General features: G+C 71.3%; 21 protein-coding genes. 11 read left to right on the top strand and 10 right to left on the bottom strand.

What is annotated here, in order from left to right; all coding sequences use genetic code 11:
- Nucleotides 1-127 precede the first annotated feature (127 nt).
- The 4 genes from AF1_RS00340 to AF1_RS00325 form a co-directional block, all read right to left on the bottom strand.
- The gene (locus AF1_RS00340) at nt 128-1,120 is read right to left on the bottom strand and encodes an amino acid ABC transporter permease (protein ID WP_067791992.1); all 993 of its coding nucleotides are present in this window, start codon (nt 1,118-1,120) and stop codon (nt 128-130) included.
- A complete protein-coding gene (locus tag AF1_RS00335; protein ID WP_067791990.1) occupies nt 1,117-1,800 on the bottom strand; it encodes an amino acid ABC transporter permease in 684 nt (227 codons plus the stop codon). The genes AF1_RS00340 and AF1_RS00335 overlap by 4 nt, the downstream gene beginning before the upstream one ends.
- A 160-nt stretch (nt 1,801-1,960) precedes the next feature.
- Nucleotides 1,961-2,830 carry a glutamate ABC transporter substrate-binding protein gene (locus AF1_RS00330; protein ID WP_067791985.1) on the bottom strand — a complete coding sequence of 290 codons (870 nt, stop codon included), beginning with the start codon at nt 2,828-2,830 and terminating at the stop codon, nt 1,961-1,963.
- A gap of 20 nt (nt 2,831-2,850) precedes the next feature.
- Complete coding sequence (locus AF1_RS00325; RefSeq protein WP_084262283.1) at nt 2,851-3,669, bottom strand: amino acid ABC transporter ATP-binding protein; 819 nt, start codon at nt 3,667-3,669, stop codon at nt 2,851-2,853.
- Nucleotides 3,670-3,859: 190 nt separating this feature from the next.
- Here AF1_RS00325 and miaB point away from each other — a divergent pair, with 190 nt between their 5' ends.
- The 4 genes from miaB (at nt 3,860) to dapF (ending at nt 7,989) form a co-directional block, all read left to right on the top strand.
- Nucleotides 3,860-5,392: a tRNA (N6-isopentenyl adenosine(37)-C2)-methylthiotransferase MiaB gene (gene miaB / locus AF1_RS00320; RefSeq protein WP_067791983.1), complete on the top strand. Its 1,533-nt coding sequence runs from the start codon at nt 3,860-3,862 to the stop codon at nt 5,390-5,392.
- Nucleotides 5,393-5,431: 39 nt separating this feature from the next.
- On the top strand, nt 5,432-6,145 hold the full coding sequence (locus AF1_RS00315; RefSeq protein WP_084262282.1) for a class III extradiol ring-cleavage dioxygenase family protein: 714 nt from the start codon (nt 5,432-5,434) through the stop codon (nt 6,143-6,145).
- Nucleotides 6,146-6,254: 109 nt separating this feature from the next.
- Nucleotides 6,255-7,145: a tRNA (adenosine(37)-N6)-dimethylallyltransferase MiaA gene (gene miaA / locus AF1_RS00310; protein ID WP_067791980.1), complete on the top strand. Its 891-nt coding sequence runs from the start codon at nt 6,255-6,257 to the stop codon at nt 7,143-7,145.
- Nucleotides 7,146-7,188: 43 nt separating this feature from the next.
- The gene (dapF, locus tag AF1_RS00305; protein ID WP_067791977.1) at nt 7,189-7,989 is read left to right on the top strand and encodes a diaminopimelate epimerase; all 801 of its coding nucleotides are present in this window, start codon (nt 7,189-7,191) and stop codon (nt 7,987-7,989) included.
- A gap of 254 nt (nt 7,990-8,243) precedes the next feature.
- Here the strand turns inward: dapF and AF1_RS00300 are convergent, their stop codons facing one another.
- Nucleotides 8,244-10,205, bottom strand: coding sequence for a sensor histidine kinase (locus AF1_RS00300; protein ID WP_067792148.1), 1,962 nt, complete (start codon nt 10,203-10,205; stop codon nt 8,244-8,246).
- A gap of 513 nt (nt 10,206-10,718) precedes the next feature.
- On the opposite strand from AF1_RS00300, the gene AF1_RS00295 reads away from it, so the two are divergent.
- The 4 genes from AF1_RS00295 to AF1_RS00280 are packed head-to-tail and all read left to right on the top strand — an operon-like array spanning nt 10,719 to nt 15,971.
- Complete coding sequence (locus AF1_RS00295; protein WP_067791974.1) at nt 10,719-11,708, top strand: ABC transporter permease; 990 nt, start codon at nt 10,719-10,721, stop codon at nt 11,706-11,708.
- Nucleotides 11,705-12,502, top strand: coding sequence for an ABC transporter permease (locus tag AF1_RS00290; protein WP_067791972.1), 798 nt, complete (start codon nt 11,705-11,707; stop codon nt 12,500-12,502). The genes AF1_RS00295 and AF1_RS00290 overlap by 4 nt, the downstream gene beginning before the upstream one ends.
- A complete protein-coding gene (locus AF1_RS00285) occupies nt 12,499-14,301 on the top strand; it encodes an ABC transporter ATP-binding protein (protein WP_067791968.1) in 1,803 nt (600 codons plus the stop codon). Before AF1_RS00290 ends, AF1_RS00285 begins: the two co-directional genes overlap by 4 nt.
- Entirely contained in the window at nt 14,301-15,971 is a 1,671-nt protein-coding gene (locus tag AF1_RS00280; protein ID WP_067791962.1) for an ABC transporter family substrate-binding protein, read from the top strand. The genes AF1_RS00285 and AF1_RS00280 overlap by 1 nt, the downstream gene beginning before the upstream one ends.
- Nucleotides 15,972-15,982: 11 nt before the next feature.
- On the opposite strand, the gene AF1_RS00275 is transcribed toward AF1_RS00280, so the two are convergent.
- The 5 genes from AF1_RS00275 to aceB form a co-directional block, all read right to left on the bottom strand.
- Entirely contained in the window at nt 15,983-16,702 is a 720-nt protein-coding gene (locus AF1_RS00275) for a hypothetical protein (protein WP_067791959.1), read from the bottom strand.
- A 120-nt stretch (nt 16,703-16,822) separates the two neighbouring features.
- Complete coding sequence (locus AF1_RS00270; protein ID WP_067791956.1) at nt 16,823-18,109, bottom strand: (Fe-S)-binding protein; 1,287 nt, start codon at nt 18,107-18,109, stop codon at nt 16,823-16,825.
- Nucleotides 18,109-19,305, bottom strand: a complete 1,197-nt coding sequence (locus AF1_RS00265; RefSeq protein ID WP_067791953.1) for an FAD-binding oxidoreductase — start codon at nt 19,303-19,305, stop codon at nt 18,109-18,111. Before AF1_RS00265 ends, AF1_RS00270 begins: the two co-directional genes overlap by 1 nt.
- A complete protein-coding gene (locus tag AF1_RS00260) occupies nt 19,305-20,753 on the bottom strand; it encodes an FAD-linked oxidase C-terminal domain-containing protein (protein ID WP_067791950.1) in 1,449 nt (482 codons plus the stop codon). Before AF1_RS00260 ends, AF1_RS00265 begins: the two co-directional genes overlap by 1 nt.
- Before the next feature lie 170 nt (nt 20,754-20,923).
- The gene (aceB, locus tag AF1_RS00255; RefSeq protein WP_067791947.1) at nt 20,924-22,531 is read right to left on the bottom strand and encodes a malate synthase A; all 1,608 of its coding nucleotides are present in this window, start codon (nt 22,529-22,531) and stop codon (nt 20,924-20,926) included.
- Between the two features lie 223 nt (nt 22,532-22,754).
- Here aceB and hflX point away from each other — a divergent pair, with 223 nt between their 5' ends.
- From hflX to AF1_RS00240, 3 genes are all read left to right on the top strand, one after another.
- The gene (gene hflX / locus AF1_RS00250) at nt 22,755-24,191 is read left to right on the top strand and encodes a GTPase HflX (RefSeq protein WP_067791944.1); all 1,437 of its coding nucleotides are present in this window, start codon (nt 22,755-22,757) and stop codon (nt 24,189-24,191) included.
- Between the two features lie 455 nt (nt 24,192-24,646).
- Nucleotides 24,647-25,861, top strand: coding sequence for an imidazolonepropionase (gene hutI / locus AF1_RS00245; RefSeq protein WP_067791941.1), 1,215 nt, complete (start codon nt 24,647-24,649; stop codon nt 25,859-25,861).
- 51 nt (nt 25,862-25,912) lie between these two features.
- On the top strand, nt 25,913-26,758 hold the full coding sequence (locus AF1_RS00240; protein ID WP_067791938.1) for a DegV family protein: 846 nt from the start codon (nt 25,913-25,915) through the stop codon (nt 26,756-26,758).

The raw sequence follows: 26,758 nt of genomic DNA, 5'->3' as shown, positions 1-26,758 counted from the left end.
GATCGGTTGGGGCCATGACGGCCTGTTTGACTTCGGAAAGATACATGCAGGCCACCGGCGGACTCGCCGGCAACAGAGCGGGGGTGCCGCCGGAACCGGCGGCACCCCCGCACGGGCGCTCAGGAGGTCAGGCCAACGGGACGGGCTGCCCGGTGACCCCGACCCCCGGCACGGGCGGCGGCCCGCCCGCGTCCATGGGCCTGGCCTGGGTCTTGCGGCTGCGGCGGCTGCGGGACTCCAGCGCCGTCGCCAGCCGGCTCACCGACATGTTGATCGCGATGTAGATGACCGCGACCACGATCCCGGCCTGCAGGACGTTGTTGCTGTAGTTGGCGGGTACCTGCTTGAAGCCGGCCTGCAGCAGTTCGGGGTAGGCGATGATGAACCCGAGCGCGGTGTCCTTGAGCAGGACGACGATCTGGCTCACGATGGCCGGCATCATCACGGTGATGGCCTGCGGCAGCAGGACGAGCCGCATGACGCCGTTCTTGCGCAGCCCGATGGAGTAGGCGGCCTCCGCCTGCCCCTTCGGAATCGACAGGACGCCCGCACGGACGACCTCGGCGAGCACCGACCCGTTGTAGAGGGTGAGGCCGAACACGACCGCGGCGAACGCGGGCACGGTGACCACGCCGGCGTTGCTCTCCACGCCGAAGATCGAGAAGAAGTAGTCGACCGACAGGCGCTGCAGCTGGCCGAACTGGGACTCGGCGATCGCCGGGCTGATCTTGTTCGGGACGAAGAACGCCAGGAAGATCAGGATCAGCAGCGGGAGGCCGCGGAAGAACTCCACGACGGCCCCGGCGGGGAGCCGGATCCACCAGTGGTCGGAGAGCCGGGCCAGGCCGAACACGACGCCGAACAGCAGCGCGAGGACGGTCGCGACGGCGGCGGCCTTCAGGGTGCTCAGCAGGCCGGGGATGATCAGGTGCCGCCAGACGGTCCACTTGGTGAACGGCGTCCAGAGCTTCTCCGCGAGCTGGCCCTTGTCGGCGAGGCGCCAGATGAGCGCGGCGAAGACGGCGGCGATCACCACCGACACGATGACGGTGAGGATCGTGTTCCGCGTGCGCGCCTTCGGCCCTGGGATGTCGAAGAGTACGGTCGCTTCCTTGCTCATCGCGCCACCGCCATCCGCTTGGCCAGCCAGCCGAAGAAGTATCCGGTCGGCAGGGTGAGGATCAGGAAGCCGACGGACACGCCGAGGAACAGCGGGATGACGCCGTTGGCGAACGTGGGCTTGTCAACGATCGTCTTGGTGACCAGCGCCACCTCGGCGTAGCTCGCCGCGGCGGCCACCGTGGTGTTCTTGATCATTGCGATGAAGACGCTGCCCAGCGGCGCGATGATCGCCCGGAACGCCTGCGGCAGGATGATCGTGCGCAGCGACTGGGTGAAGGTCAGCCCGATCGACCGCGCCGCCTCCGCCTGCCCCAGCGGGACGGTGTTGATGCCCGAGCGGAGCGTCTCGCAGACGAAGGCCCCGGTGTAGGCGGACAGGCCGAGGACGGCCCACCAGTAGTAGGTGACCGACGAGTTCGAGGAGAACTTCAGCGCGAGGATGTCGTTGAGGCCGAGGCTGCACATCAGCAGCACCAGCGTCAGCGGCGTGTTGCGGACGATGCTGACGTAGCCCGTGCCGAAGGCGCGCAGCACCGGCACCGGGGCGACGCGGAAGCTCGCCAGGACCGTGCCGATGACGAGGGAGAGCACCGCCGCGGCGGCCGCCAGGCGGATCGTCGCCCAGAACCCCTGGAGGATCTCGTCGAAGCTGTCGAAGAACGGGCTGAAGTCAAACATTGCTCAGCTGTTTCATGGCGTTCCAGCGATGTCGGGCCGGCCGCCGGCCCCGGCCGTCGGGCCGGCGGCCGGGGCCGACGGGGTCAGGCCGGGCCGGTGCGTCCCCCGGAGAACCTCTCCCGGGACGCACCGGCCTGACGGGCGTCGGGCGCCGTCCCGATCAGGAGCAGCCCTCCATCTGCGGGACGGTCGTGGTGAACTTCAGCCCAGTGCCGACGAAGTGCTTCTCCAGCAGCGTCTTGGCGGTGCCGTCGGAGTACATGTCGTTGATGGCCTTGTTGACGGCCTCGCAGGTCTCGGTGTCGCCCTTCTTGAGGCCGACGCCGTACTTCTCGTCGGTGAAGGGGTCGTTGATGACCTTGAAGGCGCCCTTCTGCTGGTTGGCGAACCCGGCGAGGATCAGGTCGTCGGTGCTGACCGCGTCCAGCGCCCCGGACTTCAGCTTGCTCACGCACTCGGAGTAGCTGCTGGCGTCCACCAGCGTGACGCCCTTGATGTTGAGCTTGCCGTCCGGCGGGCCCTCGGTGATACGGCGGAAGGAGTTGGACCCGGCCGCCTTGCAGAGCTTCTTGCCCTTGAGGCCGGCGGCCTTCTTGATGCTGTTGTCGCTGGCCTTCACCATCGTGTCCTGGTGCGCGATGTAGTAGGGACCGCCGAAGGTCACCTGGCTCTTGCGCGCCTCGGTGATGGAGTAGGTGGCGACCACGAGGTCGACCTGCCCGCCGCCCAGGAACGACTCACGGTTCGCCGAGGTCGTCTCCTTGAAGGTGATGCCGCTCGCGGGGACGCCCAGCTTCTGGGCGATGTACTTGGCGACGTCCACGTCGAAGCCGTCGTAGGTGCCGTCCGGTTTCTTCAGGCCCAGCGCCGGCTGGTCGAATTTGATGCCGATCGTCAGTTTCTTGTCGGCCTTGGCCTTCTGGACGACCGTCTTGGCCTCGGTCTTCTCCGCGTCGCTGCCACATGCGCTGAGCGCGAGGGACAGCGCCATCCCCGCTCCGATGAGGGCTCCGAAACGACGTACTCGCATTTCTCGTCCTGCCTTTGCTCTCAGTGGGTGAGGATCTTGGAGAGGAAGTCCTTCGCGCGGTCGGTGCGCGCGTTGGTGAAGAACGCGTCGGGGGCGTTCTCCTCGACGATCTGGCCGTCCGCCATGAACACGACCTTCTGCGCGGCCCTGCGCGCGAACCCCATCTCGTGGGTGACGACGATCATCGTCATGCCCTCGCGGGCGAGGCTCGTCATGACGTCCAGCACCTCGTTGACCATCTCGGGGTCCAGTGCCGAGGTCGGCTCGTCGAAGAGCATCACCTTGGGCCTCATCGCGAGCGAGCGCGCGATCGCCGCCCGCTGCTGCTGTCCGCCGGACAGCTGCGCCGGGTACTTGCCGGCCTGGTTGGCGATGCCGACCCGGTCGAGGAGCTCCATCGCGTACTTCCGCGACTCCTCTTTGCCCTGCTTGCGGACCTTCACCGGCCCGAGCGTGACGTTCTCCAGGATCGTCTTGTGGGCGAACAGGTTGAACGACTGGAACACCATGCCGACGTCCGCGCGCAGCCTCGCCAGCTCCTTGCCCTCCTTGGGCAGTTCCTTGCCGTCTACGAGGATCCTGCCGCTGTCGATGGGCTCCAGCCGGTTGATCGACCGGCACAGGGTCGACTTGCCGCCCCCGGACGGGCCGATGACGACGACCACCTCACCCGGGTTCACGGTGAGGTTGATGTCCTTGAGGACGTGGAGGTCGCCGAAGTGCTTGTTGACGTTCTCCACCACGACGAGAGGCCGGCCGTCCGGGGAGGAGGCCGACTCCTGGATGGAGTCCTCCGGCCCGCCTTTGGTGAGGTCGAGCCCGCCTTCGCTGTCCGTCATGCGGTCGGACTCTACGTTATCGGCGGACCCGCAGAAGTTGCCACGCGGTACCGATCCGATCACGAATCCCCATGTCGGACGGGGTCTGTCGTTGCGGAGAGTGATCATCGGAGCTGAGGGGCCGGGTGCGCCTCGTGCGGCCGCACGCGTTCCATCGTGGCGTGACGTGCCCGTACCCTTGGTTACCGTCATGAGTGCGCCAATGGAGACGGCCCCCCGTACGTACGAGATCCGTACCTACGGGTGCCAGATGAACGTCCACGACTCCGAGCGGCTGTCCGGGCTGCTGGAGGCGGCCGGGTACGTCCGCGCGGAGGACACCGAACCGGACGTGGTGGTGTTCAACACCTGCGCTGTGCGGGAGAACGCCGACAACAGGCTCTACGGCAACCTCGGCCATCTGCGGCCGGTCAAGGACGGCCATCCCGGCATGCAGATCGCCGTCGGCGGCTGCCTCGCGCAGAAGGACCGCGACACCATCATCAAGCGGGCACCCTGGGTGGACGTCGTGTTCGGCACCCACAACATCGGGTCGCTGCCCGCACTGCTGGAACGGGCCCGCGTGCAGAGCGAGGCACAGGTCGAGATCGAAGAGTCCCTGGTGACCTTCCCCTCGACGCTGCCGACGCGCCGCGAGTCCCCGTACGCCGCGTGGGTGTCGATCTCCGTCGGCTGCAACAACACGTGCACGTTCTGCATCGTCCCGTCGCTGCGCGGCAAGGAGAAGGACCGCCGGCCGGGGGAGATCCTCGCCGAGATCGAGGCGCTCGTCGCCGAGGGCGTCCTGGAGATCACGCTGCTGGGGCAGAACGTCAACGCCTACGGCTCGGGTTTCGGTGCGCTGTCCGCCGCGCCGGACGAGGTGCGCGCGATGACCAGGGGCGGCAACACGGCCTTCGCCGGGCTGCTGCGCGCCTGCGGAGGCGTGGAGGGGCTGGAGCGGGTCCGGTTCACCTCGCCGCACCCCAAGGACTTCACCGACGACGTCATCGCCGCGATGGCGGAGACGCCGAACGTGATGCCGTCGCTGCACATGCCGCTGCAGTCCGGTTCGGACGCGGTGCTGCGCGCGATGCGCCGGTCGTACCGGCAGGAGCGCTACCTCGGCATCATCGAGAAGGTCCGGGCCGCGATCCCGGACGCGGCGATCACCACCGACATCATCGTGGGGTTCCCCGGCGAGACCGAGGCCGACTTCGAGGAGACCCTGCACGTGGTGCGGGAGGCGCGGTTCTCGTCGGCGTTCACGTTCCAGTACTCCAGGCGTCCGGGAACCCCGGCCGCGACCATGGACGGGCAGCTCCCGAAGGAGGTCGTCCAGGAACGCTACGAGCGGCTCGTCGCCCTCCAGGAGGAGATCTCCTGGGAGGAGAACAAGAAGCAGCTCGGCCGCACCCTGGAGCTCCTGGTCGCCGAGGGCGAGGGGCGCAAGGACGAGGCGACCCGGCGGCTGTCCGGCCGTGCGCCCGACAACCGGCTGGTCCACTTCGCCGTCCCGGCGGAGCCGGTCCGTCCCGGCGACATGGTCACCGTCGAGGTCACCTACGCCGCACCGCATCACCTGGTCGCCGACAAGCCCGTGCCGGCCGTCCGCCGGACGCGCGCGGGCGACGCGTGGGAGGCTCGTCAGGGCGGGAACGGCGGTCAGAAAGGCGTGTCGCTGGGGATGCCCTCGATCGGGCGCCCGGCCCAGCCGTCGTCCCCCGGCCACGGCTGCTCCTGAGCGGGTCATCGCGGCCGGTCCGGTTCCCAAGGAGGCAGCGTGCTGGTAGCGGCGGCGGTGTGCCCGCATCCGCCCGTACTCGTCCCGGAGATGGCGGGGGAGGCGGCGCCGGAGCTCGACGCGGTGCGCGCCGCGTGCGACCGGGCCATCGGCCACCTCGCGGGAGCGGACGTCCTGATCGTCGTCGGAGGAGGTGCGCAGACGTGCTCCTATGGGACGGACGCCTACGCGACGCTCCGGCCCTACGGGCTCGACTGGACGAGCCCAGGCGACCCCAAGGGCGACGCTGAGGCACTGCCGTTGTCCTTGACGATCGGGCACTGGCTGCTGGAACGGCGGGGCTTCGAGGTCGGCGCGCACTATCAGGCCGTCGCCTTCGACGCCGAACCAGAAGAGTGCCTGGCGCTCGGGCGGGGTCTGGCAGGGGCGGCCGACCGCGTCGCGCTGCTGGTGATGGGTGATGGGTCGGCCTGCCGCTCGGAGAAGGCGCCCGGGTATCTCGATGAGCGCGCGCTTCCCCATGACGAGGGCGTGGCGCGCGCGCTTGGCACGGCCGACGCCGCCGCCCTGGCCGCCCTGAGCCCCGAGGTCTCCCGGGACCTCCAGGCGGCGGGGCGTGCGGCGTGGCAGGTGCTGGCCGGTGCAACCGGTGGTGCGGCCGGTCTCGCCGGCGACCTGCTCGCCCACGAGGCGCCGTACGGTGTCGGCTACTTCGTGGCGTGCTGGTCGCGGACCGGCCGCCCGGCGGGTTAGGACGGCCGCCCGCCGCGCCGGCCGGGCTCACCGCCCGCCCGTACCCGCACCGCCCGGCCATGCCCGTTCTGTTGCGACAATCGATCCCGTGACCTCACCTCATGCCCCTGTGATCGCGGTGGTCGGGGCGACGGCCGCCGGCAAGTCCGATCTCGCCGTGGAGCTGGCGCTGCGCCTGGACGGGGAGGCGGTCAACGCCGACTCGATGCAGCTCTACCGCGGCATGGACATCGGCACGGCCAAGCTGTCCGCGGCCGAGATGCGCGGGGTTCCCCACCACCTGCTGGACGTCTGGGAGGTGACGAAGACCGCGAGCGTCGCCGAATACCAGCGGCTCAGCGCCGACGCGATCGCCGGCGTCCGGGGCCGCGGGCGGACGCCGATCCTGGTCGGCGGATCGGGCCTTTACGTGCGGGCCGCCCTCGACCACCTGGAGTTCCCGGGGACGGACCCGGCCGTCCGGGCGCGCCTGGAGGACGAACTGGCGCAGGCCGGGCCCGGCGTGCTGCACGAACGGCTGCGCGGACTGGACCCCGCGGCGGCCGAGGCGATCCTGCCGAGCAACGGCCGCCGGATCGTCCGGGCCCTGGAGGTCATCGAGATCACCGGCCGCCCGTTCACCGCGACGCTGCCCGAGCACCGGTACCGCTACGACGCGGTCGTGCAGATAGGGCTGAGCGTCCCGCGCGAGGCGCTGGACGAGCGCATCGCGCTGCGCGTGGAGCGCATGTGGGACGCGGGCCTGGTCGACGAGGTCCGCGAGTTGGAGAAGAAGGGCCTGCGGGACGGCCTGACCGCCGGGCGCGCCCTCGGCTACGCGCAGGTCCTCCGGTTCCTCGCGGGGGAGTGGACGCAGGAGCGGGCGAAGGAGGACACCGTCCGGACGACCCGGCGTTTCGCCCGCAGGCAGGAGTCGTGGTTCCGCCGCGACCCCCGCGTCCAGTGGCTGCCCTACGACGCTCCCGACCTGGTCGAACGCGCGCTCGCCCGGATCGGCTGACGCGCCGGGCGGGGTCGTCCGGCGCAGGCAATACGATCGGGGGATGCGGTTCGTCAAAGGCCACGGCACCGAGAACGACTTCGTGATCCTCCCCGACCCGGACGGCGCGCTCGACCTCACTCCGCGGGCCGTCGCGCGGCTGTGCGACCGGCGGGCCGGGATCGGCGCCGACGGCGTCCTGCGCGTCGTCCGGACGAAGGCGGCCGGGTACGAGGCCGACGCCGAGTGGTTCATGGACTACCGCAACGCCGACGGCGGCATCGCCGAGATGTGCGGCAACGGGGTGCGCGTCTTCGCCCGCTACCTGGTCGACGCGGGCCTGGCCGCGCCCGGCGAGTGGGACGTGGCGACCCGCGCGGGCCTGCGACGCGTGACGCTCGGCGCGTCCGGCGACGTGAGCGTGGACATGGGGCCGCCCGAACTCCTCGGCTACGGCGAGGCGACCCTGGCGGGGGCGACGTTCCAGGGCCGGCGGGTCAGCATGGGGAACCCGCACCTGGCGTGCCGCGTGGACGGGCCGGTCGACGCCCTGGACCTGTCGCGCGCCCCCGGCTTCGACCCGGCCGCGTTCCCCGACGGGGTGAACGTCGAGTTCTTCCGCGCCGTCGGGGAGCGGCACGTGGAGATGCGGGTGTACGAGCGCGGCTCCGGCGAGACCCGCTCCTGCGGCACCGGCACGGTCGCCGTGGCCGCCGCGGCGTCCCTGGGGACGCCGGGCGCGTCCGAATGGACCGTGGACGTTCCCGGTGGCCGGGTGACCGTCACCTTCGACGGGGAGACCAGCCATCTGCGGGGCCCCGCCGTGCTGGTCGCCGAGGGTGAGACCCACCCCGGCTGGATCTGACGGAACCCCTTCTCACCAGGGAATGCGCGCGTTCCGCGGCCGTCCCGGCTTGAACGGGACAAGTGTCCCTCTCCAACGGGACCTTCCGCCGCATAACTTCTTTCTTGCACACCCTCTGGTGAATGGCCCGTATGGACCGGGATGGGAGCCCCGGAGCCGTACGGAGCCAGAGGGCCGGTGGCGACCTTCTTGGCGGGGGGCGGTCACCGGCCCTCCCACCAGGGGTGATGCCGAAGATCCCCGTGAAGGGCACGTCAGGGATGGACGCCGTTGACCGGCAGCCTGGCCCGGACCAGTGTCCCGCCCTTGGGGCCGGGCCCCACCGTGCAGGACCCTCCGAGTTCGGCCGCGCGTTCCCGCATGGACGACATGCCGACGCCGGAACGCACGTGCGCGGGCAGCCCCACTCCGTCGTCCCCCACCGTGACGTGCAGGTCGCCGTTCAGGCACAGCCGCACCTCGGCGCAGCCGGCGCCGGCGTGCCGGTGGACGTTCGTCAGCGCCTCCTGGACGATCCGGTACGCGGCGACCTCGGCCGCGGCCGGCAGGCCCTGCAGGTCGCCCTCGACGCGCACGTCCACCCGCGGACCGTCCCCGGTGGCGACGACCCCGCCGAGCGCCTGGATCGCGCCTTCCAGCCCCAGATCGTCCAGTGCGGGCGGACGCAGGCCGTAGACGAGCTCCCTGATGTCGCCGATGGTGCGTCCCATGGTGGCGCGCAGATCCTCCAGGAGCGCGTCCACCGCCCCGGGGTCGGTCTTCAGCGTGATGCGGGCCGCGTCCACCGTCATGGCGAGGCTGGCGAGGGTGGGGCCGAGCCCGTCGTGCAGGTCGCGGCGCAGCCGCCGCCGTTCCTCCTCCCGGGTGCGCAGGATGTGCTCGCGGGAGCGCTGGACGTCCGCGGCGAGCCGCACCGCGTTCGCCAGCTCGGCGAGGTTGCGGGCGAGGACGCCCGACAGCCGCGCGTCCGGGGTGCGGGTGACGCCGAACAGCAGCCGGCCCACCGGCTCCCCGTGCCACACCAGCGGGATGAGCTGCGGCCGGCCGCCGAGGACGCCGTCCTCCGCGGAGATCGTCCGGCCGTCGCGGTCCAGGACCTCGATCACCGCGCCGGTCGCGTGCAGCGCGGAGCGGGCGACCTCGGCGGCCACGGCGAGCGCGGCACCGGGGTCGGCGGCGGTCTGCAGCCGCCGGTTGAGGCGGTCGGCGATCCGGTACGGGTCGCGTTCGCCGTGGATGAACCCGTCCACCGTGCGCTGGAGACGCCGCCGGACGGGCTCGAACACCGCGCCCGCGACGATCGCCCCGGCCAGGCCGGCGAGGGTGCCCCTGCCGTGCGCCAGCAGGCTCGCGGCGCCGACCAGCGCGAAGTACACGCCGGTGATGACGACGACGAGCCCCGCGTACACCAGCGTCCGGCTGACCACGAGGTCGATGTCGTACAGCCGGTAGCGGGAGATCGCGATGGCGATGCAGATCGGGACGGCGACGATGGTGATGTTGCGCAATGGATCCCCGATGGGGCTGTTCTCGCCGATGTAGATGACCCCCTCGGCGAGGATTCCGGGGTAGACGACCCAGGCGATCTGGCGCCGGACGTCCGGCGCCGACCGCACGAACCGGACGAGCACCGAGAACAGGCCCGCGGCCAGGGTCGCGATGATGATCGCGCTGATCGGCGGCGGGATCGCGTCGAACGGGTAGACCGACACGCCGTCGTGCCAGCGCCGCACCCCCGGATCGATCGTCAGATGAACGCAGACGATGACGGGAACGAGGCAGGCCAGGACGAGCACCGGGCGGAACCAGCGCGACACGAGCCGCCCGTCCGGGAAGATCAGCGGCAGGACCAGAGTCAGGGCGTAGGTGTCAACGGCCCACAGCCAGGTCCCGAGCCACGTGATGAATCCGGCGCCGGGCCAGCCGTGCAGGTCCGCCCATGGGCCGAGATTCAGTGACAGGACGTATACCGACGCGCTGGCACCGGCGCCGACCATCAGCCACGCGACCTTCAGCCTGGGCCGGTGCGGCAGCAGGAAGGCGCCGACCGGCGTCCAGGCGAGCGCGACGAGGATCTCCGGGTGCCACCAGACCATCCGCAGGTGGGCGGGCATCCGGGTGCCGATGATGAGCGACGCGGTGACGAACGCGACCGCGGTCAGCGCGAGCAGCGCGCCCACGCGTCCTGCCGCACGGCCGTGTTCTGCCGTTTCCATCATCCGCTCCCCGCCCGAGGTAATGGAATGTTAAAGCGTCTTGGTCACCGTCCCGCACTCCGAAGGGCGTCCGTCTCAGGACACCGGGATCCGGTTCGGTGGACGCCGGCCTGGGGCACGGTGCACTGGGACGTGCCGTGATGGTAACCGCGTAATCCGCCGAGGAGAACGGAAGACGCAGGTCAGAGTCGCAGGAATCGGACTTCGCGCACTTCGCCGCCCGGCGCGGGTGACGGCTCCGCGCCACGAGAAGGAGGGGCCTGGTCGCACCCCCGCCGCCCCCGGCCGGCCCGCGCGCACCCGCGGGTTACCGGTTCGGGTGGCCGGGTCAGGCCAGTGGAGTCAGCATGCCGTCGCGCGTCGACGCCTTCCGCCCGGCCGGCGCCGCGGGCCGTCCCGGGGTCCTGGCGGGCGGCTGCGCCGATCTCCCGGCTCTCGGCGTTTTCCGGCGCGGTGAGTGATTGATCGATAGCATTCCGTGGCTGTTGCTGCGTGATCCCGGGAGGGGAGACATTGGCGGGGTTCCTGGTGCGGCGGCTGGTCGGCCGCGGAGTGCTGGTCGTTCTCGCCGGGAGCCTCGCCTATCTGCTCGCCGCCGGTGTGCTCGATCCGCGGGCCGAGTTCGAGGGGCGCGCGCCACGCCCGCCGGAGGCCGTCGTGGAGGCCCGCCTCAGCGCCCTCAACCTCAGCGACCGGGTTCCCCTGGCGAGCCGTTACCGCATCTGGGCCCGGGGTGTCCTGCACGGTGATTTCGGCCGGACCCAGGAGGGGGAGCCCGTCAACGCCGAGTTATGGCGTCGTCTCGGTGTGAGCCTGCGGCTGTCGGTCCCCGGAAGCGTCATCGGGAGCGTTCTGGGGGTGCTCCTCGGGGCCTATGCGGCGGTCAGGCGTGGACAGGGCGCCGACAGGGTCATCACGGCCGGGTCCTATCTGCTCCTGGCCGTCCCCGTGTTCGTCCTGGCGGCGCTGTTACAGATGGCCGCCGCCACGGCGAACGATGCCATGGGCGTGCGGGTGTTCGCGTGGGTCGGGGAGTCCACGCCGGGAGAGCCGGGCGCCTTCCGCGGGCTCGTTGACCAGGCACGGCATCTGGTGCTCCCGACGGCCACGATCGCGCTGGCCCAGTTCGCCCTCTACTGCCGCTATCAGCGGGGCTTGATGCTCGATGTCCTGCACGCCGATTTCGTCCGGACCGCGCGGGCCCGGGGGCTCCGGCGGCGGCGCGCCCTGCTGCGGCACGGGCTGCGCACCGCGCTGATCCCGATGATCACCTACTTCTCCTACGCGTCCGGCCTGCTCGTGCTCAGCGGCGTGTTCACCGAGAAGATCTTCGGCCGGCACGGGCTGGGGGAGTGGCTGGTCGACTCGATCACGCGCGGCGACGTCAACGCGGTCGCCGCGATCGAGTGCGCGGCCGCCTGCGCGGTGCTGCCGGCCGGCCTGGTCTCCGACGTCCTGAGCGGTCTCCTCGACCCTCGGCTGCGTGCCGGGGCCGCGGCATGAGGACGCGGCGGGGCGCGGCCGGTGCGGTACTGCTCGTACTGGTGTTCCTGCTGGCGTTCGCCGGGCCGCTCGTGTCGCCGTGGGGCTGGGACGAGACGGACTTCACGGCGTTCCGCCAGGAGCCGTCCGCGCGTCACTGGCTCGGCACGACGCAGAGCGGACGGGACGTGTTCGCCCTCACCCTGCGCGGCGCGCGGAGGTCGCTGGCGATCGGGCTGCTCGCCGCCGTGCTGTCCACCGGAGTCGCCGCCGTGATCGGGACCGCGGCCGGGTTCGCGGGCGGTGCGCTCGACCGCGCCCTGATGTGGGGCGCCGATCTTCTCCTGGTGCTTCCGCCGTTCCTCGTCGTCGCCCTCCTGGCGCCGGGCGGGGCCTGGCCGATGCTCGTGCCGGTGCTCGCGGCGTTCATGTGGATGCTCACGGCCAAGGTGGTGCGGGCCATGACGCGGTCGCTGCGCGAGCGCGAATACGTGCTCGCCGCCCGGTTCCTCGGGGTGAGCGGGCCGCGCGTGATCGTCCGGCACGTTTCGCCGCGGCTCGCGTCGCTGCTGGCCGTGGACGCGAGCCTGACCGTCGGCGTCGCGATCATCGCCGAGGGCGGGCTGTCGTACCTCGGCCTCGGGGTTCGGCCGCCGGACGTCTCGCTCGGCACGCTGGTCGCGGAGGGGCACGGCGCGGCGGCCACGTGGCCGGCCGGGGCGGCGGCCGGGCTGCTCGTCCTGATCGTCCTCGCCGTGAACCTGCTGGGGGACGGGCTGCGGGACGTCCTCGATCCGCTGAGGGACGGGCGTTGACGGTTCTTCGGGTCACCGACCTGGAGGTCGGTTACGCGGGCGGTGCGCGCGCCGTGCGCGGGGTGAGCGTCACGGTCGGGGCGGGCGAGGTCCTCGGAATCGTCGGTGAGTCGGGGGCGGGCAAGACGGCGCTCGCGCTCGCCGTGATGGGGCTCCTTCCCGGCGGTGCCACTGTGGCGGGGTCCGTGCGGCTGCACGACGAGGAACTGGTCGGACGGTCCGACGCCGAACTGTCCCGGGTGCGCGGCAAAGACCTGGCGATGGTCTTCCAAGAGCCGGCGCTGACGCCCGTCCACACCGTGGGCGACCAGATCGCTGAAACCGTCCGGGTGCACTGCGGGGTCACGCGGGCGGCGGCGCGCGCGCGAGCCGCGGAGTTGCTCGACCTGGTCGGCATCCCCGGTGCGGCACGGCGGGCTCGCGCGTACCCGCACGAGTTCTCCGGCGGGATGCGGCAGCGCGTGATGATCGCCATGGCGATCGCCAACGAGCCGAGCGTGATCCTGGCCGACGAGCCGACGGCCGCGCTGGACGTGACCGTCCAGGCGCGGGTCTTGGACGTGCTCCGGGCCGCCAAGGAGGCGGTGGGCGCCGCGATCGTGCTGATCACGCATGATCTGGGGGTCATCGCGGGCTTCGCCGACCGCGTCATGGTGATGCGCGGGGGAAAGGTCGTGGAGACCGGGCCGGTGGAGCAGATCTACCGGGAACCACGCGCGGCCTACACGGCCGGGTTGCTGCGCTCCATTCCGCGCATAGGCGGGGCCGACGCGCCTCGGCCCCGGCCTGAGCGTCCGGTGGTGCTGCGAGTGGACGGCCTTGTGCGGCATCACCCCGTCCTCAAGGGGACGCTGGTGCGGCGCCGGGCGGGGACCGTGCGCGCCGTGGACGGCATCGGATTCGACGTCCGGGAAGGCGAGACGCTCGCGCTTGTGGGGGAGTCGGGGTGCGGCAAGACCACGGCCCTGATGGAGATCCTGCGGCTGTCGCGCCCGCAGGAGGGACGCGTGGTCGTCCTCGGCCAGGACACGGCGTCCTTGAACGCGGCCCGGCGGAAGGCCCTGCGGCGGGACGTCCAGGTCGTGTTCCAGGACCCGGCCGCGTCGCTCAACCCGCGTATGCGCGTGGCCGGTATCGTCGCCGAGCCTCTGACCACGCATGGCGTTCCAGCATCACTGATCAAAGGCCGCGTGGGGGAGTTGCTGGAGCAGGTGGGCCTGAAGACTGAACACGCTAGGCGCTACCCCCACGAGCTTTCGGGCGGGCAGAGGCAGCGTGTGGGCATCGCCAGAGCACTCGCCCTGGAACCTCGCATTCTCCTCTTGGACGAGCCAGTCGCAGCCCTGGACGGTTCCGCGCAGGCGGCCGTCATAGCTCTGCTGGAGGGGCTCCGTGAGCGTCTCGGGCTGACGTATCTCTTCGTCGCTCATGACCTGGCCGTCGTCCACCGCATCGCTGATCGGGTCGCCGTCATGCATATGGGACGCATCGTCGAGATCGGGCCGGTGGGCGACCTCTACCGCGCGCCCGCCCATCCGTACACGCGTGCGCTCTTGGACGCGGTCCCGGTACCTGATCCGCTGCTGGAACGCGGTCGTCGTCGTGTCCTCCTACGGGGAGATACGCCTGATCCCATGACACCGGTCAGGGGATGCCGGTTCCGGTCTCGCTGTCCTCGCTACCCCATGCTCCCGGCGGCCGACGGGCGCCTATGTGAGGAGCAAGACCCGTCACCGGGGCGAGAAACGGATCGGTTAGTCGCCTGCCACCACCCCCTAGTCACCATCGGAGCAGAATGATGAGACGGATACTCGGCGCAGTTTTCTTAGGCATCGTGCTGATGACCGGGTGCAGCGGCACTGAGAAGCGGGATCTGACCAATGCGTCCGGCGAGCTACCCGCGTCCGATGTCAACCCGGCCCCGCGCGACCGCGTCATGAACGGCGGGACGCTCCGCTGGCCGCTGCCGGAGTTCCCCGCCCAGTGGAATTTCAACCACGTCAACGGCACCAAGGGCGCGGTCGAGCACGTCCTCCAAGGCGTCCTGCCGTACCTGATGCGCGCGGACGAGAAAGCCGTTCCGCATCCCGTCCCGGAGTATCTGCAATCGGCCACGCTGAAACGGGCCGAGCACGGCCAGAGCGTTACCTACCGGCTCAACCCGCGGGCCAGATGGTCGGACGGCCGGCACATCGGATACGCCGATTTCGTGGCTCAGGCGCGTGCGCTTTCCGGACGGGACCCGCGCTATGAGGCGTCCACCGTCACCGGCTACCGCCAGATCGAGCGCATCGAACAAGGCGCCGGCGAACACGAGGTCAAGGTGACGTTCGCCAAGACCTATGCCGACTGGCGTAGCCTGTTCAACCCTCTCTATCCGGCCTCCGCCTACTCCAGCCCGCACGCATTCAACATCGGCTGGGTGAACCGGCTCCCCGTCACTGCGGGCCCGTTCACGATCGACCGGATCGACCGGACCGCCAAGACCGTCATCTTGGCCCGCGACCCCGCCTGGTGGGGCGTGCCCGCGAAACTCGACCGCATCGTCTATCGCGCAATGGACACCAGCGCGATGCCCGGCGCGTTCGCCAACGACGAGATCGACCTCATGGACATCGGCCTTGACGCAGGCGCGTTGCAGCGCGTCCGGAGCGTCCCCGGGGCCGAGGTGCGCCGGGCCGGCGGACCGGACTGGCGGCATTTCACGCTGAACGCGGCCGGGGCCGCCCTGTCGGACGTCCGCGTGCGGCGTGCGGTCATGCTCGGCATCGATCGACGGGTCATCGCACGCTCGGACCTGTCCGGCCTCGGCGTGCCGGTCCAGACGCTCGGCAACCACTTCTACGTCAACACCCAGAACGGCTACCGGGACAACTCCGCGGTGCTCGGCGCCTACGACCCCCGGCGTGCCCGACGCCTCCTGGACGAAGCGGGCTGGAAACCGCACGGCAAGTACCGCGCCAAGAACGGGCGTACGCTCGCCCTCCGGTTCGTGGTGCCGTCCGGCGTCCCCATCGGCAAGCGTGAAGCGGAACTGGCGCGCGCACTGCTCGAACGCATCGGCGTCCGTATCGACATTCGGCTGATCCCCGCCGATGACGCCCTGGACAGCTATGTCACGCGGGGGGACTTCGACATCGTCCCGTTCTCATGGCTGGGCACGTCGTTCCCGGTGTCTCCGATGAGGGCGGTGTTCGCGCGGCCGCGCGGCGGCAATGTCCGGCAGAACTACTCGCGCACCGGAACCGCCGCCATAGACACGGCGATGGACCGGGCCATCGCCGAGGCCGACCCGGCGAAGATCCACGTCCTTGTGAACAGGGCCGACCGGCTCATCTGGCGCCAGGCGTCGGTCCTGCCGCTGTACCAGCGTCCCCAGCTCGTCGCGGCCCGCGCGAACCTGGCCAACATGGGAGCGTGCGGCTTCTCCGAACCCGCCTACCAGGACATCGGGTTCACGAACCGATGAGATCCGGACGGTTATGGGAAGGCGAGCCGGATGCCCTTGCTGTCGTTGGCGTACCGCGCGCTCCACACGTACAGCCGCAGATCGTCGGCGGAGAGGTCCTCGTTCACCGGCAGGTCCGAGGCGATCCGGACCACGTAGGAGGCGCCGCCCGGCATCATCATGCTGCCGTTCTCCTCGACGGGCGCCTTGGCCCCCTCGACACGGGCGGTGACCTCGCTGTGGTTGGGCAGCGTGCACATGTCGTCGGGGATGCCCGCCTGCGGCATGCACCGCTCCCGTGCCGACTCCGGGACCTGCGCCTTCGGCATGAACAGGTCGGCGGGGAAGTCCAGGAGGACGGGCCGCCGCTGGCTGTTGGTCAGGACGTAGTCGGCGTAGGCGTAGGTCGTCCCCGACGGCGGGGCCTTCGTGGCGCCGAGCGGCTGCCGGTCCGTCCCCGCCCGGACCGCGGCCAGGCTGTAGCCGTAGCCCTCCGGGGTCGTGAAGTCCACCGGCGGGCCGGCCTGCGGCGCGGGCACCGCCGAGCCCGCCTTGGCGCTGTCGCCCTGGCTCGCCAGGGTCGGCTGGGCGGACCCCTCACCACCGTCCGCGCCCGGCCGCAGGATCACGATCCCGGTGGCCACCGCGGCGATCCCGACGGCCCCGGCGACGGCGGCGGCCAGGCCGAGCCTCCCCGCGCCGGCCTTCTTCCTCCGGCGATGCGAACGGTACGGCTGGTGGCTGTTGGACATGGCGATGCGGGCTCCCTCGGGCCTGGTGGGCGCAGTAGGCGTGTCCTGTCTAGCCTCGGTCGGCGATGGCGGCTGGACAGGATACCCGACGCCGGATCGGCGGCATTCAGGGGCCGTGGGTTACGAACCGCGTGAGATGAGGGCGTCGCGGCCAAGGCCCCGCAGGGAGGCGTCCAGCACCTGCGCGGTGTGCGCGACCGCGATGCCGGCGCCGCGCCCGCGCAGCGCGGTGGCGATCTGCATGGAGCAGCCGGGGTTGGCGGCGACCAGGAGTTCGGCTCCGGTGGCGTCCACGTTCCCCGCCTTGCGGTCGCCGAGATCTGCGGCGGCCTCCGGCTGGAACAGGTTGTAGGTTCCGGCGGAACCGCAGCAGACGTCCGGTTCGGCGATCTCCCGCACGGTCAGCTCGGGAATCGCGGCCAGCAGCGCGCGGGGCTGGCTTCGCACGCCCTGCGCGTGGGCGAGGTGGCAGGCGTCGTGATAGGCGACGGTGACCGGAAGCGGCCTCCGCTTCGCCCGGGGCCCGAGTTCCACGAGGTACTCGGCGAGGTCCCGCGTCTTGGCGGACAGCGCCTCCGCCCGCGCCGCCCAGGCCGGATCGTCGGCGAGCAGCGTCCGGTACTCCTTCATCGCCGACCCGCAGCCCGCCGAGTTCACCACGATGACGTCGGCGGACTCGAACGCCTCGACCGTCCGGCGGGCGAAGGCGCGGGCCTCGTCCTCGCGTCCGGAGTGCAGGGAAAGCGCCCCGCAGCACCCCTGGTTCCGCGGGATGACGACGTCGCAGCCTTCGAGGGCGAGGACGCGCGCCGTGGCGGCGTTGACGCCGGGGAAGAACTCGCCCTGCACGCAGCCGGTCAGCATCCCGACCGTGGCGCGGCGCTCCCCGCGTGCGGCGACCCGCCCGGGCAGCCGCGGCGCCCTGCCGAGGGGCGGTGCCAGCCGTTCCATCGCCGCGAGGGACGGTGAGATGCGCTCCAGGATGCCGCTGCGCCGGACGAGCCGCTCCAGACCCGACTTCTGGTAGGCGCGCAGGGGGCCGCGCAGAGCACGCAGCCTCCGCCTGTAAGGGAACAGCTGGAACACCATCTCCCGTATGGCCCGCTCCTTCAGCGAACGTGGATGTTCGCGTTCCACGTCGGCGCGGGTGATCTCGATGAGACGGTCGTACTGGACGCCGGACGGGCAGGCCGTCACGCACGCCATGCAGCCGAGACAGCGGTCGAAATGCTCGACCATCGGCCCGCTGAGCGGCGCGCCCTCCACGTGCTGCTGCATGAGATGGATGCGGCCCCTGGGGGAGTCCATCTCCTCGCCCCACAGCACGTACGTCGGGCATGTCGGCAGGCAGAAACCGCAGTGGACGCAGTCGTTGAGCAGATTCGGGAGATCGTCTTGGGCGCCCATCAGATACCTCCCGCGAAACGGCCGGGTGACAGCCGGTGTCCAGGGTCGAACTGGTCTTTCACGCGCCGCATCAGCGTGAGCGCCGGAACCGGCCCCCACAGGTCGATCACGCCGCGCACCTCTTCGGGGGCGTAGCGGACGACGGCGTGGCCATGGTGACGGGCCAGGACGCCCCGTAGCCGGCCTAGGAGGTCGGCGACCTCGTCTGGTGCCATTTCGGGGGGCAGGCCCACATGACCATGGCCGCTTCCACTCCAGGTGGCGGCAATGTCAGGGCCGAGCATGGTGAGGAGGGCGCGGAGCGAAGGCGGGGGCGCACTGATATCGATGAGGGTGGTGCCGTCCGGGTAGCGGCCCCACCCTTCCGGTGCGGTCTCGGTGATTTCGGCGTTCTCGTCGAGGAGCCCTGCGGTCTGCCCAGCGCGCGCGGAGACACCGTCGGGTACGCCTTCCAGAAGGACCGTGACCGTCCCCGGGCTGGTGTACTCGACGGCGCTGGGCGCAACAGGGGAGTGGAAGACGGTCTGGACGGCGTCGTGTGCGTCCTCCGGCCCGCGCACGGCACACGTCACGTACGCGGAGGCGGCCGGGATCGGGTGCAGGCGGAACGTCGCCTCCACGATCAGGCCCAGGGTTCCGTACGAGCCGCAGAAGAGCCGTCCGAGGTCGTACCCGGCGACGTTCTTGACGACCTTGCCCCCCGACCGGGCGACCTGACCGTCCGCCCGGACGATGGTGAGCCCGATGACCAGGGCCCGGGGCGTCCCGTACAGCGTGCGGAGCGGACCCGCCGCGCCCGTGGCGATCGTCCCGCCGACCGTGGAACCGGGCAGGGGCACGTCCAGGGCCAGGCGCTGCCCCCGCTCCGCGAGCCTCTGGCCGAGCCGCTCCATGGGAAGGCCCGCCTCGGCCTTCGCGACGAGATCTCCTGCGGTGTGCTCGACGAGTCTGTCCAGCCGGTGGGTGTCGATCAGCAGATCGCAGCGTTCCGGAGGCGCCCCCCAGTCGAGGCGTGTCTCGGCCCCACGCGGCACGACGGCCAGGCCCTTCTCGGCGGCGACGCGCATGACGTCGGCGGCCTCCGCCAGGTTCTTCGGCGCGGCGACGAGCGCGGGCTCGACACCGAGCACGCCTTCCGCCGGCTCGCCGGGCCGTACGTCGGCGCAGACCTTCGCCAGGGCGTCCAGGGGCCGCATCAGAAGATGTCCGCCTTTCCCTCGTACGGGTGGGGGCCCTTGCGTTTGCCGGGCACCTCGCCGCACAGCCGCGGTGTGGGGAAGACCTTGCCGGGGTTGCACAACCCCGCCGGGTCGAACCCGCAGCGGACCATCTGCATCGTGTCCAGGTCGGTGTCGGTGAACATCCGGGGCATGTAACGGGACTTGTCGACGCCGACGCCGTGCTCACCGGTGATGGAGCCGCCGTGCTGGATGCAGAGGTCGAGGATCGCGCCCGACACCGCCTCGGCGCGCTCCTCCGCGCCCGGCTCGGCGTCGTCGAACAGCACCAGCGGATGCAGGTTCCCGTCGCCCGCGTGGAACACGTTCGCGACCCGCACGCCCGACTCGGCCGACAGCGCGTCGATGCTCGCGAGGACGTCCGGCAGCACCGTCCGGGGGATGACGCCGTCCTGGACGAGGTAGGCGGGGCTGATGCGGCCCACCGCCGCGAACGCCGACTTGCGTCCCTTCCAGATCAGCGCCCGCTCCGCGTCGTCCGCGGCGATCCGGATCTCGAACGCGCCCGCGTCCCGGCACAGCCGCTCCACCTCGGTGAACTGGGCCGCGACCTCCGCGTCCGGGCCGTCCAGTTCCACGATCAGCACCGAGCCGGCGCCCGGCGGATAGGCGCAGTGCACCGCGGCCTCGGCCGCCTCGATCGCCAGCGCGTCCATCATCTCGATCGCCGCCGGGACGACGCCCGCCCCGATGATCGCCGACACCGCCGTGCCGCCCGCCTCGATCGAGTCGAACGCCGCCAGCAGCGTCTGCACGGTCTGCGGGACCCGTGTCAGCCGCACCGTGATCTTGGTGGTGATGCCGAGCGTGCCCTCCGCCCCGACGAACACGCCCAGCAGGTCGTAGCCGGGCCCGTCCGCCGGCAGTTCGACCAGTTCGCCGTCCGGCGTCACGACCTCGCAGGCCAGCACGTGGTGCGCGGTGAACCCGTACTTCAGGCAGTGCGCGCCGCCGGAGTTCTCCGCCACGTTCCCGCCGACCGAGCAGATCTGCTGGCTGGACGGGTCGGGCGCGAAGTAGTACCCGTACGGGCGGACGGCCCGCGTCACGTCCAGGTTGATCACACCGGGCTCCACCACGGCCCGCTGGCCCGGGACGTCGATCTCCAGGATCCGGCGCATCCGGGACGTCACGATCAGCACGCCGTCCGCGCGGGGGAGCGCCCCGCCGGACAGCCCCGTCCCGGACCCGCGCGCCACATACGGCACGCCCGCCGCCGCGCATTCCCGGACGATCGCGGCGATCTGCTCGGCGGTGTCGGGCAGCACGACGATCCCGGGCGTCGACCGGTGGGTGGTGAGGCCGTCGCACTCGTACGTGCGCAGCCGCACCGGATCGGTGATCACCCGGCCGTCCCCGAGCAGTGCCTCCAGCCGGGGTCCGAGCGCTGTGAGCATGGACTCCATCTTTACCACCCTCCGCCGCCCCCGAAACCCCTGCACAGCCGGCGAACCGGTTCGTACCGCGGCATCGCCTCGGAGCGCCGCGGCCCCCTTCCGCGGCGCCCCGGCGATCTGCGCGGGTCCCCCGGTGGCCGGGCGCCGCGGGACGCCGGCCACCGGGAACATCGCCCGGCTTACGGGAACTGCTGGTAGGCGGGGGTGGTGAGGAACTCGGCGTACTCGCCGGCCAGGGTGACCTCCTTGAAGAGGGCGACGGCCTGGTTGTAGCGGGGCTCGTTGTAGGACTGCCCCAGCTCCTCGCGGATCTTGCCGAGCTCCTCGTCCAGGAGCTGCTCCACCCACTCCCTGGTGATCTTCTTGCCCTCGGCGGTGGAGACGCCGTTGTAGATCCACTGCCACACCTGGGAGCGGGAGATCTCCGCGGTGGCCGCGTCCTCCATCAGGTTGTGGATCGCGACCGCTCCGGCGCCGTCCAGCCAGGTGGCGAGGTAGCGCAGCGCCACGTCGATGTTGTTGCGCAGGCCGGCCTCGGTGATCTCGCCGGGGGTGTCCTTGATGTTGAGGAGGTCCGCCGCGGAGACCCGGACGTCCTCGCGGAGCCGGTCGAGCTGGTTCGGCCTGTCGCCGAGGACGCCGTCGAACACCTCGCGGCAGACGGGGACGAGGTCGGGGTGGGCGACCCAGGAGCCGTCGAAGCCGTCGCCGGACTCGCGGGTCTTGTCGGCGCGGACCTTCTCCAGCGCGACCCTGTTGACCTCCTCGTCCCGGCGGGACGGGATGAACGCCGCCATGCCGCCGATCGCGTGCGCGCCGCGCTTGTGGCACGTCCGGACGAGCAGCTCGGTGTAGGCCCGCATGAACGGGGCGGTCATCGTGATCGCGTTCCGCTCGGGCAGGACGAACTCGGCGCCCCGGTCCCGGAACTTCTTGATCACCGAGAACAGGTAGTCCCAGCGGCCGGCGTTCAGGCCGGCGGAGTGGTCGCGCAGCTCATAGAGGATCTCCTCCATCTCGAACGCGGCCGGGATCGTCTCGATCAGCACGGTCGCGCGGATGGTGCCGCGCGGGATCTCCAGGGCGTCCTGGGCGAGGTTGAACGCGTCGTTCCAGAGCCGCGCCTCAAGGTGGCTCTCCATCTTCGGCAGGTAGAAGTAGGGGCCCTTGCCCTTGTCCAACTGCCGGCGGGCCGAGTGGAAGAAGTACAGCCCGAAGTCGAACAGCGACCCCGACATGGGCTCGCCGTCGACGAGGAGGTGCTTTTCCTCCATGTGCCAGCCGCGCGGCCGGACGACGATGGTCGCGAGCTCCTCGTCGGCCTTCAGCGCGTAGGTCTTGCCGGTCTTCCCGTCGGTGAAGTCGATGGTGCGGTCGAGGGCGTCCCGCAGGTTGAGCTGGCCTTCGATCATGTTCGTCCACAGCGGCGTGTTGGCGTCCTCGAAGTCGGCCAGCCACACCTTCGCGCCCGAGTTCAGCGCGTTGATCGTCATCTTCCGGTCGGTCGGGCCGGTGATCTCGACGCGGCGGTCCACCAGGCCGGGCGCGGGCTCGGCGACGCGCCAGGAGTCGTCGCCCCGGATGCTCGCGGTCGCGGGCAGGAAGTCCAGCGTCCCGCCCGCGGACAGCTTGCGCTGCCGCTCCGCGCGGGCTTCGAGGAGCTCCTTGCGGCGGGCGCCGAGCTCGCGCTGCAGGGCGGCGAGCAGGCCGAGCGCCTCGGGGGTCAGGATCTCCTCGTAGCGATCGCCGAGGGGCCCGGTGACCTCGATGCCTTCCAGTCCAGCCATCAGCCTGCCCTTTCGTATAGCGAAATTTGACTTCTGTTACGTGGAGAACGGTACTCGGCGGTACAGAGCCGGGTCAAAGCGGGTGCCCTCGCTGGATCTCCCCGGGTGCGCTTACGCCAACCCAGGGCGGGAACCATGGCGATAACCACGTGACCACCGTGGAAGACCCGTGAGACGATCGCCGGGAAGATACGGCCGCGAGGCGGCGTTCTACCGAGGACATATGACTCAACCTTTCTCTGCAGACCAGACCCAGGACCAAGACGAGTTCGAGTACGAGCCCATGACGGGCGAGCTCGACCTGGAGGACCGCCGGGCACTGCGCCGCGTCGCGGGCCTTTCCACCGAGCTGACCGATGTCACCGAGGTCGAGTACCGCGCCCTGCGGCTGGAGCGGGTCGTCCTCGTGGGCGTCTGGACGGACGGCACGGCCGCGGAGGCCGAGAACTCCCTGCGCGAGCTGGCGCTGCTCGCCGAGACCGCGGGCTCGCAGGTGCTCGACGGGCTCATCCAGCGCCGGTCCCGTCCCGACCCGGCCACCTACATCGGCTCCGGCAAGGCCGCGGAGCTGCGCGACATCGTGATCGCCACCGGCGCCGACACCGTCATCTGCGACGGCGAGCTGGCCCCGAGCCAGCTGCGGCACCTGGAGGAGACCGTCCAGGTCAAGGTCATCGACCGGACCGCGCTGATCCTCGACATCTTCGCCCAGCACGCCAAGAGCCGCGAGGGCAAGGCGCAGGTCGAGCTCGCGCAGCTCGACTACCTGCTGCCGCGGCTGCGCGGCTGGGGCGGCAACCTGTCCCGGCAGGTCGGCGGGCGCGCCGCGGGCGGCGTCGGCATCGGCGGACGCGGCCCCGGCGAGACCAAGATCGAGCTGGACCGGCGGCGGATCCGCACCCGGATGGCCAGGCTGCGCCGGCAGATCGCCGAGATGTCCAAGGCGCGCGACACCAAACGCGGCGAGCGGCGCCGCCACCGGGTGCCCGCCGTCGCCATCGCCGGCTACACCAACGCGGGCAAGTCGTCCCTGCTCAACCGGCTCACCGGTGCCGGGGTGCTGGTGGAGAACGCGCTGTTCGCCACCCTCGACCCCACCGTCCGGCGCGCCGAGACGCCCGGCGGGCGCGCCTACACCCTGGCCGACACGGTCGGGTTCGTCCGGCATCTGCCGCACCAGCTCGTCGAGGCGTTCCGGTCGACGTTGGAGGAGGTCACCGACGCCGGGCTGATCCTGCACGTCGTGGACGGGTCCGACGCCGACCCCGAGGCGCAGATCGACGCCGTCCGCGAGGTGCTGCGCGAGATCGGCGCCGACGAGATCCCCGAGATCATCGTCATCAACAAGGCCGACGCCGCCGACGAGCTCGCGATCGCGCGGCTGCAGCGCCGCGAGCCGCACAACGTCGTCGTGTCCGCCCGCACCGGGTTCGGCATCGAGGAGCTGCGCGCCGCCATCGAGGCCGACCTGCCCGGACTGGAGAACGAACTCCACGTCCTCGTGCCCTACGAGCGCGGCGACCTCGTCGCGCAGGCGTACGAGCGCGGTGAGGTGATCAAGCAGGAGCACGTCGCCGAGGGCACCGTCCTGCACGTGCGTGTGCCGGCTGACCTCGCGGGTGAGCTTTCCCGATACGAGACCGTCTCTCCGGTGGCCTGAACCCGCCCCGCCGGGTCCCACGCGGGACCCCGCGGGTTCGGGGCGCCTTCTGCAAATTTTTTTCGACCGTCTGGAGGCGGTCGAAAAAAACAACCTGATCGCCGAACGGTGACAGCTTGCCCGATCCGCTTGACGACCCGGTTGAAATCCGTACGGTCTGTAGAGCTAGGGGCGGGGTGATTGCTGTCGATGAGCTGCGATCAAAGGTTGTCGTACGGGCCTTCGGTGCACTACCGTGACGAAACCGATACCTCCGGTCTCGTTGCCCATGGCGGCCGTCCGGCCGCCCGGCCCTCCAACGGCGGGTCGCCGGCATACGGCCGGTGTTTCGGATCGAGAGCAGGTGGCCATGACAGGTCCGAACACCGGCGCGAGGGCCGGCGGCCCCATCCCGCGCCCCGCGGCGCTCGGTACCGCGCTGCGGCGCGCCTGGCTCCCCCCAGGTCGGTGACCCCATGACGGTACGGCTGTTGACGAACATCGGCAGGCTCTGGACGGGCACCGACGTCTGCAGCAACGCCGCGGTGCTCATCCACGACGACCGGATCGTCTGGGCCGGGCCCGCGTCCGATCTCCCGGAGAGCGTCCCCGGCGTCATCGACGACATCGTCGACGTCGACCACGTCGAGAACCTCGGCGGCGGGCTCGTCACCCCGGGGCTCATCGACGCGCACTCCCACCCCGTCTACGCGGGCAACCGCTGGGCCGAACTCGCCATGCGCACCAGCGGGTCGTCCCACTCGGCCATCACCGCGGCGGGCGGCGGCGTCAACTCCACCGTGACCGTCACCCGGGGAACCGACCCCTGGACGCTCTGCAACGGCGTCCGCGAACGGCTCCGCCAGTGGATTCTCGCCGGGACCACCACGGTCGAGGCCAAGACCGGCTACCACCTCACCCGCGACGGTGAACTCGCCGACATCCGGATGCTGCGGTCGCTGGAAGGCGAGCCGTCCATGCCGCGCATCCACGCGACGTTCCTCGCCGCGCACATCCTGCCGCCGGAGTTCTTCGGCCGCCGCCGCGACTACATCGAGGCCGTCCGGCTGTGGGCGGGCGACGCCGCCGTGGCGGGTGCCGACTCGATCGACGTCTACTGCGACGAGGGCCACTTCACCGCCGAAGAGGCCCGCGCCCTCCTGCTCACCGGCAAGCGCGCCGGGCTCAAGGCCCGCATGCACGCCTGCGCCAACGAGCGCGTCGGCGCGGCGCAGGTCGCCGCCGAGGTGGGCTGCGCGTCCGCCGACCTGCTGACGCAGGCCAACGACGACGACATCAAGGCCCTCGCCCACGCCGGGGTCACCGCCACCGTCTGCCCCGGCAGCGCCCTCAACAGCAGCCGGCCGCCGGCACCCGTCCGGCAGATGCTCGACCGCGGCGTCACCGTCGCGCTCGGCACCGACCACAACCCCGGTCAGTGCGGCATCACGTCCATGCCGCTCGTCATCGGGCTGGCCGTCGCGATGTTCGGGCTGAGCGTGACCGAGGCCCTGCGCGCCGCCACCCTGGGCGGGGCAGCGGCCCTGCGGGTCGGTGACCGCGGTTCCCTCGCGCCCGGGATGCTCGCCGACATCGTCCTGTGGGACGCCGACCACGAGGGCGCGTTCGCGTGGGCGTTCGGGCTGCGGGCGCTGCGCATCTGGCGCGGCGGCGTACCCGTCCAGCCCTGACGCGCCCGGCCCGCGGCGGGTAAAGCGGGCAATACGGGTAATGTCCCCATCATGGGGAGTGCGGTCGCGGTCGTCACGGATTCCACCGCCTACCTTCCCCCCGGGCTCGCCGAACGCCACGGGCTGACCGTCGTCCCGCTGCAGATCGCCGTGGGCGGCACCACCCGGGATGAAGGCGACATCAGCACCGCCGAGGCCGCACAGGCGCTGAAGGAATGGCGTCCCATCACCACGTCCCGGCCCGCGCCCGAACGCTTCACCCGCGCCTACGAGGCCGCTGCCTCCGCCGGTGCCCGCAGCATCGTCTCCGTCCACCTGTCGGCGGCCCTGTCCGGGACGGTGGAGGCCGCACGCCTCGCGGCGGACGCCGCGCCCGTGCCCGTAACGGTCATCGACAGCGGAACCATCGGCATGGGGCTCGGGTTCGCCGCGCTCTCCGCCGCGGCCACCGTGATGTCCGGCGGCACCGCAGAGGAGGCCGCATCCGCCGCCTCACGCCGAGCGGAGCTCACCCGGTCGCTCATCTATGTCGACACCCTGGAGCATCTGCGGCGAGGCGGCCGGATCGGTGCCGCGGCCACCCTCCTCGGCTCCGCCCTCATGGTGAAGCCTCTCCTGGACATCACCGACGGACGGATAGCGCCGCTGGAGAAAGTCCGCACCTCCTCGCGCGCGCTCGCCCGGCTGGAGGAACTCGCCGCCGCCGAGGCCGGCGACCGCCGGGTGGACCTGGGCGTCCAGCATCTGTTCGCCCCGGCCCGCGCGGAGACCCTGGCCGCCCGGCTGCGCGCACGCATCCCGCACGTCGAGGACGTCTACGTCGGCGAGGTGGGCCCGGTCATCGGCGCCCACGTCGGCCCCGGCATGCTCGGTGTGGTGGTGGCGCCGCGACTCTGA

Origin of the sequence: Actinomadura formosensis NBRC 14204 (assembly GCF_001552155.1) — a bacterium.
GTDB lineage: Bacteria > Actinomycetota > Actinomycetes > Streptosporangiales > Streptosporangiaceae > Spirillospora > Spirillospora formosensis.
Note: the sequence above shows the minus strand (reverse complement) of the source record. Positions and strands in the feature narration are given on the sequence as shown.